A 15,707-nucleotide genomic window follows, 5' to 3' on the forward strand; every position below is an offset into this window, starting at 1 on the left:
ATGACGGCATTGTACGTAAGGGGTGGCCAGCGCCTCGAGGGGAAAATTGAACCCTCGGCCAATAAGAACGCGGTGCTGCCCATATTATGCGCTACCTTGCTGAGCGACGCGCCGATCATGCTGCGCAATGTGCCGGTAATCACCGATGTGCAGCGGATACACGCCTTCTTCACCGATTTGGGGAGCACTGTGGTATGGGACATGGGCTCCCAGACTCTCGCCATTGATCATTCGACTATTCCCAACGGCGCCAAGGCCAAACTGCCCCAAGCCATGCGCGCATCGATCATGATGATCCCAGGCCTGCTCGCCCGGCTTGGCGAAGCACGGCTGGAACATGAGGTGAAGGGCTGCACGCTTGGCGCGCGCGAGATTGATCCGCATGTCGCAGTGTTCAAGGCGTTCGGGGCCGAGGTGGATTACGAAAAGAAAGACATCGTGTTTCGACACAAGGGTAGGGCAGAAGCCACGCGCATGTGGCTTGAATATGCCTCTGTCACCACGACAGAGAACTTTATCATCAGCGCGCTTACCGCCAATGGCACCAGCCAGATAGTAAACGCCGCGTGTGAGCCGCATGTGCAGGAAATGTGCACCTTCCTTGAAGCGATGGGTGCCACAATCAGGGGCAAGGGCACATCAATGGTCTCAATCGACGGGTGCAAGGAATTTGCGCCTGTTGATTACACCTTCGTAGAGGATTTCCACGAAATCGCCACTTTCCTCGCGCTGTCTGCCGTGACGGGTGGCGATATCTCGGTGCGCAATACGCGGCCTGAAGATTTCATGCTGATTGACCGGACGTTTGAGAAATTCGGCGCGGAAGTCACGCATAAGGATGGCTGGTCCCGCCTTAATGCGCCTGAAGAGCTGATCGTTCAGCAAAATTTTACCAGCCACATCACCACCAAGGTGGAGGCTGCTCCCTGGCCCTATATTCCTGCTGATCTCCTGCCGATCTTTATCGCTCTCGGCGTGAAGGCGCGGGGCCAGACGATGTTCTGGAACAAGGTCTATGAAGGCGGGCTGACGTGGCACACCGAACTTTCGCTGTTTGGCGCCCATACGCTGCTGTGTGATCCGCACCGTCTCCTCACCTTTGGCGGAGACAAGCTGGTGCCTGCAACGGTGACCAGCCCCTATATCATTCGAGTTGCCATCGCGATGCTGATGGTTGCTGCCTCCATCGAGGGAGAATCGACCATTCTCGATGCCGATCCCATCCGCCGCGCACACCCCAATTTCGTTCAGAACATCGATTCGCTCGGCGTTAATGTCCGTTGGGACGATTGATGACGAGATATTGGATCAAATAAGGAAAAAGGGCGCCACAACGGGCGCCCCTTTTTATGCTGTTGTCTGACAGGCTTTAAAGCTGGCCGAGCATGTGGTCCGCGCTCGACACATTATATTCACCGGGGTCTTCGACATTGAGCTCGGTCACAACGCCATCATCGACAATCATCGAGTAACGGTTGGAGCGGGTGCCCATGCCATAGGCGGAGAAATCTGCATCAAGGCCAACCGCCTTGGCGAATTCACCGCTGCCGTCTGCAAGCATGGTGATATCGTCCGCATTGCTGCTTTCCTTCCACGCATTCATCACGAAAGCGTCATTGACCGAAGTGCAGGCAATCTCATCGACGCCCTTGGCTTTCAGATCGGCGGCCTTTTCAACGTAGCCGGGAAGGTGTTTGGCCGAGCAGGTCGGGGTGAACGCACCGGGGACGGCGAAGAGGGCGACCTTGCGGCCCTTGAAGAACTCGCCCGAGCTGACCTTGTCCGGTCCTTCGGCGGTCGCTTTCACCAATTGTACGTCTGGAAGTTTGTCACCTTTGGAAATCGCCATGATACACCGTCCTTGTTTGAGTGGTTGTGCTGGTGAGATAGATGTTCAACGCCCAAGCGCAAGCATTGTGCCGCCACAAATCACCGTGTCGCGGAGCCATCACCGGGGTTTACGCAAGCGCCTTGCCCGCCTATGTGCGCGATCATATTGGCGTTGCATGGAGCCCCGGCGACGCTTCACCCTTTCTTGCAGGAGAAGTGCCCGTGGCCGACGCCGCTTTCACCGACTATATCATCAAGGATATCGCGCAGGCCGATTACGGACGCGCTGAAATCAACATTGCCGAAACCGAAATGCCGGGCCTGATGGCCACGCGGGAGGAATACGGCAAGGAGCAGCCCCTGAAGGGCACGCGCATCACCGGCTCGCTCCACATGACGATCCAGACCGCCGTTCTTATCGAAACGCTGACCGCGCTTGGCGCAGAAGTTCGCTGGGCAACTTGCAACATCTATTCCACGCAGGACCACGCTGCCGCTGCCATGGCCGCGAAAGAAATCCCTGTGTTTGCGGTAAAGGGTGAAAGCCTTGCCGAATATTGGGATTATGTCGGCAATATCTTCGACTGGTCGACCGATAGCGATGAAGATCAGACAGCGAACCTCATCCTCGATGATGGCGGCGATGCGACGATGTTTGCCCTGTGGGGTGCCCGCATCGAAGCTGGCGAAGAAATGCCAGAGCCCGCCAATGCCGAAGAAATCGAAATGCAGCGCGCCCTGAAGGCTTTCGTCAAGAAAAAGCCTGGCTACCTTACGAAAACCGTGAAGAACCTGAAGGGCGTTTCGGAAGAAACGACCACTGGCGTTCATCGCCTGTATGCCTTGGCAAAGAAGGGCAAGCTGCCTTTCCCCGCTATCAATGTGAATGACAGCGTCACCAAGTCGAAGTTCGACAACCTTTATGGCTGCCGTGAATCGCTGGTCGATGCGATCCGCCGTGCAACAGACGTCATGCTGAGCGGCAAGGTCGCCTGCGTTGCCGGTTTTGGCGATGTCGGCAAGGGTTCGGCCCAGTCCCTCCGCAATGGCGGCGCGCGCGTGCTCGTCACTGAAATCGACCCCATTTGCGCGCTACAGGCAGCAATGGACGGGTTCGAAGTCGTCACCATGGAAGAGGCCGTGACGCGCGCCGATATCTTTGTGACCACGACAGGCAATGAAGATGTCATCACTGCTGAACACATGAAGGCGATGAAGCCGATGAGCATCGTGTGCAACATCGGTCACTTCGATTCCGAGATCCAGATTTCCGCGCTCGACAATTACGAGTGGACCGAATTGAAGCCCGGCACCGATCTGGTCAAATTTCCCGACGGCAAGGAAATCATCCTTCTGGCCAAGGGGCGTCTCGTAAACTTGGCATGTGCCACCGGTCACCCCAGTTTCGTGATGAGCTGTTCCTTCACCAATCAGGTGCTGGCGCAGATCGAGCTGTGGCAGAATGCCGGCGCTTACGAGAACGATGTTTATGTTCTGCCCAAGCACCTCGATGAAAAGGTTGCCGCGCTGCATCTCGACAAGCTGGGCGTGAAGCTCACCAAATTGAGCAAGCAGCAGGCCGATTACATCGGTGTACCGGTTGAAGGCCCGTTCAAGCCTGAACATTACCGCTATTGATCGATAACCCCCTCCCCAAAACGGGAGGGGGTATCGCCCGCATTCCCATTGCATCGGGGCGCATGTCCTCATAGCTGGAATTGCTATGGAATTGACCCCTACCGCGCTGGCCCTGCTTGGCCTGTTACTGGCCGCCTGGACTGCCGGTGCGGTGTGGCAGGTCGTCAATTCGATGGAGCGTTCGCGCTCTGCCCGAAGCGCCCGCACTATGACGCGCCGCCTGACGCGCATGATCGACGATTCGCCTGCCGTTCCCCTGCTGGTGAAGGCCGATGGCAAGATCGAAGGGCCGGAACGGCTCGCTTCGTGGCTGGGCCTCCGAAAGCTGCCTGGCTTTCTCAGCGAACTGGATGCTCGCGATGCCGGGATGACAGAAGGCGACCTTGAACAGTTGCGTGATGCGGTGCGGCGCACGCAGAAAACGGCATCACCCTTTCGCATGGTGGTGACGCCGCGCGGTTCTGAAAAAAGCCTGGCCCTGCGTGGCCAACTTGCCAATGCGGCCATTGCCAGCGGTGGGGCAGCGCTGATTTGGTGGTTCGATTTCTCTGAAAGCCAGGGTGAACTTTCACGCTTGCGCTCTGAAAAGGCGAGGGCTCGCAATGATTTCGCCGCACTTGTCGGCCTGATCGAAGCTGCCCCCATGCCCATGTGGTTTCGAGGCAATGACATGGAATTGCAGCTCGTCAATTCTGCATATGTCGATGCGGTGGCCGCCAAGAATGCTGCCGAGGTTGTCGAGAAACAAATTGAGCTGGTGGAGAAGGTCGATGGCCTTTCAGCCGCGCAGATCGCCAGGCAAGCGCTGGAAAAAAACCTCCCGATCGAACGAATTCTTCAGGCGACGGTCGGCAACCAGCGACGCACCTTGCGTGTCAGCGACCTTCCCTTGGGGACAGAAGGAATCGGCGGATATGCCGTCGATATTGAAGAGCTGGAAGAGCAGGGCCGCGCTTTCCGTGCTTTTCGTGAAGCGCAGCGTTCCATGCTGGATCAACTCTCCGTCGGCGTGGCCCAATTTGATGAAAACCGTCGACTGACCTTTGCCAACCAGCCCTTCAAGCGGATTTTCGCGCTGCCCGCCTCGGTGCAGATTGAATTGCCGCAATTCGAACGCTTCCTCGATATGGCTCGCGATAAATCGCGCCTTCCCGAGGTCCGCGATTTTCCTGAATGGCGCGCCGAGCTTGCAGCATGGTTTCAGGCCGGTGCCCCGATTGAGGACGCCTGGACCCTGCCGGACAGCACGCATTTGCGCATCGTTGGCCAGCCCATGCCCGATGGCGGGCTGGTGTTCGTAGCAGAAGATCGCTCCGAACAGCTGGCCCTTTCCGCCACGCGAGACACGCTGTTGCGCACCCGCACAGCCACTTTCGATTCGTTGTTTGAATCGCTCGCCGTCTTCGCGCCGGATGGGCGCATGCAGTTGTGGAACCGCAGTTTTCCGGCGATCTGGGGGTTGACCGAAGAATGGTTCGACGAACATCGCCATGTCGACGATTTGCTCGACCGCATCGCCAACCGTCTGGCACGACCAGCTCAACGCAAGGCCATAGGCGATGTCGTGCGCGCCGCGACTCTTGACCGCAAGCAGCGCGGCGGTCGGGTAGTATTGTCAGACGGGCGCACATTGGAATTTGGCGGCGTGCCACTGCCTGATGGTAATGGCTTGCTGACGGTGATGGATGTGACCGATTCGACCAAGGCGGAAGAAGCCTTGCGTGAACGCGCCTCTGCGCTGGAAGAGGCGGATGCGATGAAGACGCGCTTCCTCGCCAATATGTCCTATGAATTCCGCACGCCGCTCACCTCGATTGGCGGTTTTGCAGAGCTGTTGCAGTCAGGCGTTGCAGGCGATCTTTCGGAGCAGGGTAGAGATTACGTCGAGGCGATCCTGTCCTCGGTGGAGCGTCTGTCCACCCAGATCGAAAGTGTGCTGGATCTGACCCAGAGCGAAGCAGGGCTCCTGCCCATCGCTACAGAAGATGTCGATTTGCTGTCCTTCTTGACCCATGTCGTGCGCAGTCGGGAGGACGCAATCGAGAGCAAGGGACTAACGCTTGATTTGCGCGGCGACAAGAGTGCAGGGACAGTCAGCGCCGATCGTCGGCAATTGGGCCGCGCGCTGGGCAATCTGCTCGACAATGCGATCTCGGCCACGCCGGAATCTGGACGGATCCTGGTCGCTTTGACTCGCCGTAAATCGGGCGCGCGCATCGTCATTTCGGATAATGGCGAAGGCATGAAGCCAAGCGAGCTGGCGCGCGCGCTAGATGGCTATCGGCTCGCGGGAGCAGAAGGAAATGGTGGTAACGGTGGCAATGGCGGGAAACGCGGCCTCGGCCTGCCGCTTGCCCGCCAATTGATCGAGGCACATGGTGGAAGGCTGGAAGTCCAGTCGGAAAAGGGTGCCGGGACCACAGCAACGGTGATGCTTCCGTGAAGCGGGAACTGCCAGATCTTGCAGCAATGGACGCTTTCGGAACCGTCATTGCGAGCCGCTTGCAAAGCGGCGATGTCATTGCGCTGACAGGTGGGCTGGGGGCGGGAAAGACCACGCTTTCGCGCGCAATCCTGCGGGCGTTGGGGCATGAAGGGGAAGTTCCATCACCCACCTTCACGATCATCGAAACCTATGATGAACTCGATCCGCCGGTCGTCCATGCAGATTTCTATCGCCTCGAAGATCCCGATGAAATGCGCCAGCTGGGGCTGGACGATTACCGAGAGGGCGCAGTGCTCATCGCTGAATGGCCCGAACAGGCCGGTGGCTTTGCACATGAACCGTCCTGTCTCTCCATTCGGCTTGAAACTGCGAAAAGAGGGCGTTTGGCCGTTGTCGAGGGCGGTCCGGCTTGGCTAGAGCGAATGCCATGACAAGCGAACTGCCCGCTGGGCTGCATGAATTCCTGCAACAGGCCGGTTGGGAGGGCGCACAAATTGCGCCATTGCCCGGCGATGCCAGCTTCCGCCGCTATTTCCGCATCCGCCGGAATGATGATCGCGCAATGTTGATGGATGCGCCGCCGCCGCATGAAGACCCGCGCCCTTTTCTCCATGTCGGCAAATGGCTGACAGCAAATGGCCTGCGCGCGCCTGCCATCTATGCAGAAGATGCAAATCGCGGTTTGGTGCTTATCGAGGATTTCGGACACGACCGGATGCGTGATTGGCTGGATGATCATCCGGCTGAAGAGCGGCGTGCCTATGCCGATGCCATTTGCGCGCTTGTGAAATTGCACAAGCGCCCTCCAGGTCCGTTTGAATCTTATGCGCTGGAAACCTACCTGCGCGAAGTTTCCCTTTTTCCAGACTGGTTTTGCCCGGCGGCAGGTTTGAAAGTCGATGGAATGGGCTTTCTGGCTGCCTGGCGCGAGGTGCTTGGCCCGCTGCTGCTGCGCCAGCAACCGGGTGTGACGGTGCTGCGTGATTATCATGCGGAAAATATCATGCTGCTTGGCCCCAAAGGCGGGTATTCGGGAGAACAGGGTATCATTGATTTTCAGGATGCTCTGGTTGGCCACCCCGCCTATGACATTGTGTCGCTATTGCAGGATGCCCGCCGCGATGTTTCACAAGGGCTGGAAGGCGACATGCTCGACCTTTATCGTTCGCGTATTGAAACGGGCGTGGATTTCGATGCGGATTACGCCCGCCTCGGCGCGCAACGAAATGCCAAGATCGTTGGCATTTTCGCGCGTTTGTGGAAGCGCGACAGCAAATCACGTTATCTCACCATGATCCCGCGCGTATGGGAAGCGATGGAACGTGATCTTGCCCATCCTGCGCTTGAACCTGTGGCGCGTTGGTTTGATGCCAATGTACCCAAAGAAATGCGTGCAGCACATGGCGGGAAATTGGGATGAGCACACTGGTTTCGGATACGGCGATGGTGTTGGCCGCAGGCATGGGAAAACGCATGCGACCGCTGACAGCCAGTCAGCCAAAACCGATGGTGCGCGTAGCAGGCAAACCGTTGATCGACCACACGCTCGATCGTTTGGCCGATGCTGGCATAAAACGGGCCGTCGTCAATGTGCACTATCTGCCTGAAAATCTGGAAACGCATCTGAAGGGTCGTGCTTCGCCGGCTATCACGATATCGGATGAACGATCGCAGTTGCTGGAAACTGGCGGTGGCCTGGTCAAGGCGCAGGATCAGCTGCCTGATCTGTTCTTTTGCCTCAATTCCGATAATATCTGGCTTGACGGTCCGCGCGATTGCTTTGCCGATCTGTCGGCCATGTGGGATGAAGACCGGATGGATGCGCTGTTGCTGCTTGTCCCGCATAAGGGTGCGCATAATTTTCGAGGGCTGGGTGATTTCTCGATGGATCCATCGGGCCGTGTTAGCCGCCGGACAGAAGCACGCCTTGCGCCTTTTGTTTTCACCGGCATTCAGTTGATGTCAAAGCGGCTATTGCGCGACACGCCCGAAGGGCCGTTCTCGACCAACATCCTGTGGAGTCGCGCCATCGAAGAAGGGCGGCTTTTCGGCGTTCCATTCACCGGTCAATGGTTTGAAGTCGGCACGCCTGAAGCGATTGGCCCCACAGAAGCTGCTCTGCGGAATGGCTGAGCAAGGCCGGCCGAATGTCTATTCCATCGCCGCCCATCGCGGCTTTGCCGATGCGCTGGTGGCAGGGCTGGTGCCGCGTTATGCAGAGGAACATTTCGGTCTTGCAAGGCTGACGCTGCTGCTGCCTTCCGCCCGTGCGGCGCGCACGCTTTCAGAAGCTTTCGTGCGCTACGCGGGTGCCAGCGGCACGTCCGGGCTGCTTATGCCGCGCATGGTTATGGTGGGCGATCTTGACCTTGATGAGGCGCTTGGGCCGCTGTTTGATTCGTTGGGTGCGGGCGGGGCGATTCCGCCGGCTGCCGACCCGGTGCGGCGTTGGCTGCGGCTTGCGCAATTCATCGGCGAAGCGTCGCAATCGTTGAGAAGGGAGGCGCTGACAGCCAATGCCCGTCTGCGCCTCGCCCGCGACATCGGCACGGCGATGGATCGCTTGCAGGTCGAGGAAATCGACATTGAGAGCCTCTGGGAAGAGCGGATTCTGAATGCGTTGGAGGACAATGCTCGCCATTGGACGCAGAATACCAAGCTTCTCTACGCCGTGAGCGCCATGTGGCGGGCTGAGCTTGAAGAGCGCGGTGAGCTTGATGCTGCTTCGCGCCGCAACCGTCTGTTCCGCGCCGCGGCAGAGAGGATGCGCGACAATCCGCCTGCGACGCCGTTCGTGGCGGCAGGTGTCACCAGCGCGGCTCCTGCGCTTGCGCGCCTGCTGCGCACCATATCGCAATTGCCTAATGGCGCGGTGGTGTTGCCCGATCTCGACCTGTCGATGGATGAGGCGGTGTGGGATGAACTGGGCGGGGCGGGCGATCCCACCAGCGATACGCCGTTTGCCAAGGGTGATGCCGTCACCCATCCGCAATATCATCTCAAGCTGCTCCTTAACCGCATGGGTGTGGCGCCTGGTGAAGTGCAGCAATGGCACCGCGCCGGACTGAGCAAAGGCCCGCCCGAACGTAGCCACGCCATCTCCAGCCTATTCCTGCCCCCTGAAGCGAGCAAGGCATGGGTCGATCTTTCGGCGCAAAAGCGGCGCATGTCAGGGGTACGATTGGTCGAAACCGCCAATCCAGAGGAGGAAGCGCAGGCCATCGCGCTGCTGGTGCGCGAAGCATTGGAAGGACCTGAAAAGCGGGTGTCTGTTGTCACCCCAGATCGCGGGCTGGCCGCGCGCGTGGCGCAGCATTTGCGTCGCTGGGACATCGTGGCTGATGATTCTGCCGGTCGCCCTCTTTCGCAAACTGCGGCAGGGCGAGTGCTGCTGCTGCTGGCAGAAGTCTGTGAAGAGACCGCTGCGCCGGTTCCGCTGATGGCGTTGTTGCAACATCCGCTGGTTGGCGCGGGTGATGGCCGGCCGGAATGGCTCGGCAATACACGCGCGCTTGAGCTCAAGCTGCGCGGTCCGCGCAAAGAACCCGGCTTGCCCCCGCTTCGCAAATTAGCAAGGGACGCGAAGGTAGAAGAGTGGTTCAACGTGGTGGAGGCCGTGCTCACTCCGCTGTTGGTTGGTGAGAGGGAGGGCGAGCACGGCCTTTCCGAATGGCTCGACCTGTTGACCCAGGCGGGCGAAAATCTTTGCGGTGAAAACCTGTGGGCGCGCGAAGATGGGCGCGCCTTGTCTGGCTTTATCGAGGAAATGCGCCTGCATGCGCGCGATGTCCCGGTCACGCTCAAAGCGGCCGATCTGCCCTCCGCCTTGCGCGATGCGATGGATCTGGTGGCAGTGCGGCCGCCCTATGGCGGGCATTCACGGGTAGCTATCTACGGTTTGCTGGAAGCGCGCATGACCCGTGCAGACATGGTGATCTGTGGCGGCCTGAACGAAGGGGTGTGGCCGCCGCGTCCCGCGACCGACCCGCTGCTGGCCCCTGCCGTGCTGCGCGCGCTTGGGGTGCCGGGTGCGGATTTCCGCATAGGGCTTTCGGCGCATGACCTTGCCGGCGCACTTGGAGCACCCGAAGTGGTGTTGAGCAGGGCACGGCGCGATGTGGCGGGTCCGGCAATTGCATCGCGTTTCCTGTTGCGCGTGCGCGCTTTGCTGGGCGGAGATCTAGTGGAGCGGCACGAGGATCAGGAGCTGCCGCAACTCGCCCGCGCGCTTGATGGGCAATATAGGATGGCGCCCCATCCGCGCCCAGAACCACGGCCGGATGCGCTGCAACGCCGCGAGGATATCAGCGTAACTGCGCTCGATCGGCTGCGCTCCGATCCGTATGAATTTTACGCCAGCAAGATCTTGCGCCTGCCAGAGCTGGATTTGCTCGATGCTGAACCAGGCCCTGCGTGGCAGGGCAGCCTGGCACACGCCATTCTCGAAGACTGGCACGCTGGAAAAGGCAGCCTGGATGAGCTGGCTGACCTCCATTTGCGCGAACTTTCCGCCCATCCGCTGCTCAGTGCCTTGTGGCGTCCGCGGCTGCTGCGGGCATTGGAATGGGTGGAAGTGGAACTCGCAGCAAATCCCGCCCGCAAACCTGCCAAATGGGAGGCGTGGGGGGAAATGACGGTCGATGGCATTCGCATTTTCGGCAAGGCAGACCGGATTGACAGGCTGGCCGATGGATCGCTGGCGGTGGTCGATTACAAGACTGGCTCTCCGCCCACCGGCAAGCAAGTGCAGCAAGGCTATGCCTTGCAATTGGGCACAATCGCCCTGATCCTGCGCGATGGCAATTTCGATGGACTGTCCGGCCGTGCCACCTGTTTTGAATACATCTCGCTCGGCAAGGCTAAAGTAAAAGACCATCCGACCGGATTTGGTTATGTCACTACACCCTTGCTGGAAGGAAGAAAATCCACAGGCATTCCCCCGGCTGATTTCCTGCCGGAATCCGAGAGGTTTCTGCACGAAGCCCTGTCGCGCTGGATTTTGGGGACCGAACCTTTCACCGCGCGGCTCAACCCAGATGCGCCGGGTTATTCAACCTATGATCAGCTGATGCGTCTGGCCGAATGGCAAAGCCAACAAGACGGTGCGGTATGAGCGGCAAGGTCTTTCCGCTACAGGATAATCAGCGGGATGCGGTGGAACCTGCCGACAGCGTTTGGCTTTCTGCCAGCGCAGGTACCGGCAAAACGCAGGTGTTGTCGGCGCGCGTACTGCGGCTGTTGCTGACGGCGGGCGTTCAGCCTGACCAGATATTGTGCCTCACTTTTACAAAGGCAGGGGCGGCGGAAATGGCCACCCGCGTCAATGAAGTTCTGGCAAACTGGGTGCGTATGCCCGCCACCGAACTTGCCCAGCAGCTTGATCGGATTGGCGCGGATATGGATGATGCCACTATCGCCCGTGCCCGCACGCTATTTGCAGGCGTGCTTGATTGCCCGGGCGGTGGCCTTCGCATCGATACGATACACGCCTTTGCCCAATGGTTGCTGTCCGCATTCCCGGAAGAGGCAGGCCTGATCCCCGGCACGCGTCCGATGGAAGACCGCGACCGCACATTGCTGGCAGAACGAGTGTTGCGTGAATTGCTCGTGCAATGGCAAGTCAGCGATCCTGCTGCCATTGCCACGCTGGAAACGCTTTCACTTCGTATGGGGCATGACGGGGCAAAAGCCTGGCTGATGCGCTGCGCGATGGCGCGTGAGGCTTGGTTTGGAGAAGGCGCATGGCAGCCGCCTATGGCGCAGCGCACAAAACAATTGCTGGGCCTGCCCGCTGATGCGAGCGCCGAAAGCCTTTCATCGCAATGTGAGGACGGTACCGCAGGAGTGGACCTTATCCGCAAGGTGATGTGGGCCTATGATGATTGGGGCGCGGCCAGTGGGAAGAAAGTTGCCGGTATCATTGGTGACTGGTTGCTCCTGCCATCGGCGGATCGGTTTACTGCCATCCCAACTCTGAAAACAGATATCTTCGCGAAGGAGGGCCATCTCAAGCATCAGGCCAACATGGCCAAGCGAAACGAATCGGTTGTCGCGCTGGGTCAGCAATTGCGGGAATGGCTGGATGCAGTTGCACGGGAAGCAATCCTGCTCGAACTGTCGAAATTCATCGCCCCAGCGCTGGAACTTGGTCGCAGCTTTGCGATCGAATGGGAGGAAGCGAAACAGCGCGAAGGGCTGGTCGATTTCGATGACCTTATTCGGCGCGCGGCAAAATTGCTTGGCAATGCCGATATGTCGGCATGGATACGCTACAAGCTGGACCGCCGCTTCGATCACATCCTTGTTGACGAGGCGCAGGATACCAATGCTGAACAATGGGCCATCATTGATGCGTTGACCGATGATTTCTTTACCGGCGAAGGCCAGAAGGAAGGGCGCCAGCGAACCATTTTCGTAGTTGGCGATTACAAGCAGGCGATCTTCGGCTTTCAGGGCACAAGTCCGAAGAATTTCAGCCGTGCCTTCAACAAATACAAGGCCTTGCTTCGTGAACGTGCAGATAATGCGGTGCGCGCACGGCAGAATATTACTGCGCGCGAATTGCGCGATCTGGGGCTGGGCAGGTCCTATCGCACAGCGCGCAGTGTCCTCGAATTTGTTGATAATGCGATCAATGCCATCGGCCATGAAGCATTGGGCCTTGATCGCGCACCGGAACCGCATGTGGGTGATGATCGGCCCGGTCTTGTCACTTTGTGGAAGCCTGTGCCGGCCATCGCCCAGGATGCTGATGAGGAGGAGGATGGGCCCGAAATCCGCGTTTCTGAAGCAGAGCTGCGCATGGCGGATAACATCGCCCGGCAGGTTAAGCAGTGGCTTGATACAGGTTTTGCGCTGGCCAAGGGCGCTCCGCGCAATGCGACGCCGGGCGATATCATGGTACTGGTGCGCAAGCGCGGAGATCTTGTCGCACCCATTGTTGCGCGGTTGCACGCATTGGGTGTGCCTGTAGCAGGCGTCGATCGCCTGCGATTGGGCGCTCCGCTGGCGGTCAAGGATTTGATGGCGGCGTTGCGCTTTGCTGCCCAGCCGCGCGATGATCTTTCGCTCGCCTGCCTGCTGGTATCCCCGATTTTTGGCTGGTCGCAAGATCAATTGCTCGAACACGGTTATCGCCCGAAGGACCGGTCCTTGTGGGATCATTTGCGCAGCAGCACCGATGCTGACGTCATGGCGGCAACCGACAGATTGCGGGCCCTGCTGGCGCGCGCCGATTTCGATACGCCGCAGACCTTGCTGCACTGGATGCTGGTTGGTTCGTGGCAGGCGCGTTCAAGGCTCGTGGCACGCCTCGGGACAGAGGCGAATGACCCGATTGATGAATTGCTCAACGCCGCGTTGCAATTTGCTTCTGCCAATACGCCCAGCTTGCAGGGTTTCATCCGCTGGTTCGATGCCGGTGACGGGGAACTGAAACGCGAGGCTGAAGGGGCTGGCGGACAGGTGCGGGTGATGACTGTGCACGGGTCCAAGGGTTTACAGGCACCCATCGTTATTCTTGCCGATGCCTGCGGCGATCCCGATGCCGCGCGTCCATCCGGCCTTGATCTTGAAGAAATATTGCCCGGCGCAGACGGCGGGCGAAAGTTGCCGCTGCCGCCTTTGTCTTCTGATTTGCGCGTAGGGCGGATTGCAGAGGTGGCAGAGGCTGCCAAGACCGCAGAACGGCAGGAACATTGGCGGCTGCTTTATGTCGCCATGACCCGCGCTGAAGAGGCGCTGTTTATCGGTGGCGCGCTGCGCAAGAAGGATAAGGACCAGCCCAAGCCCGACAGCTGGTTTGCAAGGCTGGAGCCATTGTTCAATGATGAATGGCTGGAGGATCCCATCTGGTGTGCGCGGGCAGAGCTTGGCGCACGTGCCGATCCAGTAGAAAGCCGCAGTCAGGCCGACCTTGCCTTACCGATGGTGCTGCCCGATTGGGCAAAACGGCCCGTGGGTGAAGAATCGCGTCCGCCCCGGCCACTTGCGCCCTCTGCCAGTTCGGATGATCTCAGCGCGGATCCCCCGCTTGCCCCCCAGCAGGCGGCAATTGCGGCACGGCGCGGCGTGCTGATCCATGCCTTGCTTGAACGTCTGCCCGATGTTCCGCACGAAATGCGCACCAGCGGGGGCCGCGCATGGCTTGAAAGGCATGGTCAGGAGTTGTCATCCACTGAGCGGGAGGAGATGCTGGAGCAAGCCCTGTCCGTGCTCGATCACCCTGATTGGCGCGCATTGTTCGGGCCGGACGCGCTGGCCGAAGTGCCGCTTGCCGCAACAATTGGCGAACAGGTGATCGCGGGCACGGCAGACCGGTTACTCGTCACCGCGGAAAAGGTGCTGGTCGCTGATTTCAAAACCGCCCGCAGACCGCCTGCCTCACTGGAGGAGGTTCCGCGCTCCACTCTGGCACAAATGGCGGCCTATGCCGCTGCGCTGGGCGTAATCTACCCTGATCGCGTGGTCGAAGCCGCGGTGCTTTATACACAGGTCCCGCAATTGATCGCCATTCCGGCAGAGCTGTTGCAGCGGTTTCGCCCCGGCCAGAATGCGCGATCCGATACACAGGCTGTGAACGGCTGAAGGAAAGCTATCGCGTGCCAACCGTTGTCTGTTTACGAAGTGTCCCCAATTAGGGGTGCGAGCAGTTAGGAGAAGCCATCATGGCTACCAAGAATGTTACCGACGGCAGCTTCCAGGCCGATGTTCTCGATTCAGACAAGCCTGTTCTGGTGGATTTCTGGGCTGACTGGTGCGGCCCGTGCAAGATGATTGCGCCCGCATTGGAAGAATTGTCTGAAGAATTGTCCGACAAGGTCACCATCGCGAAGATGGACATCATGGAAAACCCTGAGGTTCCGGGCAAGATGGGCGTCCAGTCGATCCCGTTCCTCGTATTGTTCAAGGATGGCCAGCCTGTCGCCCAGCAGATGGGTGCAGCGCCGAAAAATGCACTGAAAGGCTGGTTGGAAGGCGAGCTTTAAGCTTGCCCGAGCGCGTTCAATCGCGTCACCATATCATCCCATAATTGCGGAGTGGCCGCGCCGACAAGTCCGGTGCGGCCAATTTCGTCTACCCGATATGGTGAACCATCAAGCCGTGCGGCCTTGCCGCCTGCCTCGTTAAGCCACAACACGCCCGCCGCGTGATCCCATGCCAGCGTGCGTTCAAAAATCGAAACATCATTGGCACCCAGCGCAAGGCGTGGATATTGTTCCGCCGCGCAATAAGGAATGTCGGTAAGCGTGTAATGCAGGGCGATATGCGACCGCATCGCCTCACGCTGCGCTTCTTCCATGAATATGAGCGAAATGGCAGCAACAGGCGGTGTTTCACCTGTCTCGCGGGCGAAAACCCTGTCTTTCCCGATAAATGCACCTTTACCGCGCTGGGCCACGCAAAATCGGCCCGACAGGCAATCGTAAATCCAGCCGGTTACTGCTTCCCCGCCCGATGCCATCGCCACCAAGATCCCGAAGGGTTCTCGGCCGTTGGCAAAATTGCGGGTGCCGTCGATTGGATCGACAATCCAGCAGTCGCCTTTCAGCCCATCCAGAACCGCTGGATCGGCATGCGCCGATTCCTCGCCCACAAAAGCAAGGCCCGGGATGATCCTTTCCAGTCTTTCGCGGAGCATGGCTTCAGACTCCCTGTCGGCAATGGTGACCGGGTCATCGCCGCCCTTGTCCATGATATCCTGCGCCGCAAGATTGCGGAAACGCGGCAGGATGACTTTGTCCGAAACTTCGCGCAGCAAATCTTCGATTGCGAGATGGAATGCGCTTATGTC

The 15,707-nt window shown here is 59.2% G+C and carries 11 protein-coding genes; 9 read left to right on the forward strand and 2 right to left on the reverse strand.

The features are described 5' to 3' along the window. Positions 1-1,293, forward strand: a complete 1,293-nt coding sequence (locus CP97_RS09090; RefSeq protein WP_048885669.1) for a UDP-N-acetylglucosamine 1-carboxyvinyltransferase — start codon at positions 1-3, stop codon at positions 1,291-1,293. A 76-nt stretch (positions 1,294-1,369) separates the two neighbouring features. Here the strand turns inward: CP97_RS09090 and CP97_RS09095 are convergent, their stop codons facing one another. Then, positions 1,370-1,849, reverse strand: a complete 480-nt coding sequence (locus CP97_RS09095) for a peroxiredoxin (protein WP_048885670.1) — start codon at positions 1,847-1,849, stop codon at positions 1,370-1,372. Positions 1,850-1,890: 41 nt separating this feature from the next. Here CP97_RS09095 and ahcY point away from each other — a divergent pair, with 41 nt between their 5' ends. From ahcY to trxA, 8 genes are all read left to right on the forward strand, one after another. Beyond that, positions 1,891-3,468: an adenosylhomocysteinase gene (gene ahcY, locus CP97_RS09100; RefSeq protein ID WP_082863781.1), complete on the forward strand. Its 1,578-nt coding sequence runs from the start codon at positions 1,891-1,893 to the stop codon at positions 3,466-3,468. 85 nt (positions 3,469-3,553) lie between these two features. Beyond that, positions 3,554-5,911: a PAS domain-containing sensor histidine kinase gene (locus CP97_RS09105; RefSeq protein ID WP_048885671.1), complete on the forward strand. Its 2,358-nt coding sequence runs from the start codon at positions 3,554-3,556 to the stop codon at positions 5,909-5,911. Beyond that, positions 5,908-6,345: a tRNA (adenosine(37)-N6)-threonylcarbamoyltransferase complex ATPase subunit type 1 TsaE gene (gene tsaE, locus CP97_RS09110; protein WP_063612407.1), complete on the forward strand. Its 438-nt coding sequence runs from the start codon at positions 5,908-5,910 to the stop codon at positions 6,343-6,345. The genes CP97_RS09105 and tsaE overlap by 4 nt, the downstream gene beginning before the upstream one ends. Next, entirely contained in the window at positions 6,342-7,334 is a 993-nt protein-coding gene (locus CP97_RS09115; RefSeq protein WP_048885673.1) for an aminoglycoside phosphotransferase family protein, read from the forward strand. The genes tsaE and CP97_RS09115 overlap by 4 nt, the downstream gene beginning before the upstream one ends. After that, positions 7,331-8,047, forward strand: coding sequence for a nucleotidyltransferase family protein (locus tag CP97_RS09120; RefSeq protein WP_048885674.1), 717 nt, complete (start codon positions 7,331-7,333; stop codon positions 8,045-8,047). The genes CP97_RS09115 and CP97_RS09120 overlap by 4 nt, the downstream gene beginning before the upstream one ends. After that, positions 8,040-11,027, forward strand: a complete 2,988-nt coding sequence (locus tag CP97_RS09125) for a PD-(D/E)XK nuclease family protein (protein ID WP_048885675.1) — start codon at positions 8,040-8,042, stop codon at positions 11,025-11,027. The genes CP97_RS09120 and CP97_RS09125 overlap by 8 nt, the downstream gene beginning before the upstream one ends. Beyond that, on the forward strand, positions 11,024-14,500 hold the full coding sequence (gene addA, locus CP97_RS09130; RefSeq protein ID WP_048885676.1) for a double-strand break repair helicase AddA: 3,477 nt from the start codon (positions 11,024-11,026) through the stop codon (positions 14,498-14,500). Before CP97_RS09125 ends, addA begins: the two co-directional genes overlap by 4 nt. Positions 14,501-14,580: 80 nt before the next feature. After that, positions 14,581-14,901 (forward strand): thioredoxin, encoded by a 321-nt coding sequence (trxA, locus tag CP97_RS09135; RefSeq protein ID WP_048885677.1) that lies wholly within the window; start codon positions 14,581-14,583, stop codon positions 14,899-14,901. On the opposite strand, the gene CP97_RS09140 is transcribed toward trxA, so the two are convergent. After that, positions 14,898-15,704 (reverse strand): inositol monophosphatase family protein, encoded by an 807-nt coding sequence (locus tag CP97_RS09140; RefSeq protein ID WP_048886889.1) that lies wholly within the window; start codon positions 15,702-15,704, stop codon positions 14,898-14,900. The genes trxA and CP97_RS09140 overlap by 4 nt on opposite strands. Between the last annotated feature and the right edge of the window lie 3 nt (positions 15,705-15,707).

It is taken from the genome of Aurantiacibacter atlanticus (assembly GCF_001077815.2).
Lineage (GTDB): Bacteria > Pseudomonadota > Alphaproteobacteria > Sphingomonadales > Sphingomonadaceae > Alteraurantiacibacter > Alteraurantiacibacter atlanticus.

What these genes read in the sequence shown, in the direction of transcription:
- ahcY (WP_082863781.1), top strand. Translation starts at nt 1,891, where the DNA reads ATGTTCAACGCCCAAGCGCAAGCATTGTGCCGCCACAAATCACCGTGT.
- CP97_RS09095 (WP_048885670.1), bottom strand. Translation starts at nt 1,849, where the DNA reads ATGGCGATTTCCAAAGGTGACAAACTTCCAGACGTACAATTGGTGAAA.
- CP97_RS09105 (WP_048885671.1), top strand. Translation starts at nt 3,554, where the DNA reads ATGGAATTGACCCCTACCGCGCTGGCCCTGCTTGGCCTGTTACTGGCC.
- CP97_RS09120 (WP_048885674.1), top strand. Translation starts at nt 7,331, where the DNA reads ATGAGCACACTGGTTTCGGATACGGCGATGGTGTTGGCCGCAGGCATG.
- CP97_RS09090 (WP_048885669.1), top strand. Translation starts at nt 1, where the DNA reads ATGACGGCATTGTACGTAAGGGGTGGCCAGCGCCTCGAGGGGAAAATT.
- addA (WP_048885676.1), top strand. Translation starts at nt 11,024, where the DNA reads ATGAGCGGCAAGGTCTTTCCGCTACAGGATAATCAGCGGGATGCGGTG.
- CP97_RS09115 (WP_048885673.1), top strand. Translation starts at nt 6,342, where the DNA reads ATGACAAGCGAACTGCCCGCTGGGCTGCATGAATTCCTGCAACAGGCC.
- trxA (WP_048885677.1), top strand. Translation starts at nt 14,581, where the DNA reads ATGGCTACCAAGAATGTTACCGACGGCAGCTTCCAGGCCGATGTTCTC.
- CP97_RS09125 (WP_048885675.1), top strand. Translation starts at nt 8,040, where the DNA reads ATGGCTGAGCAAGGCCGGCCGAATGTCTATTCCATCGCCGCCCATCGC.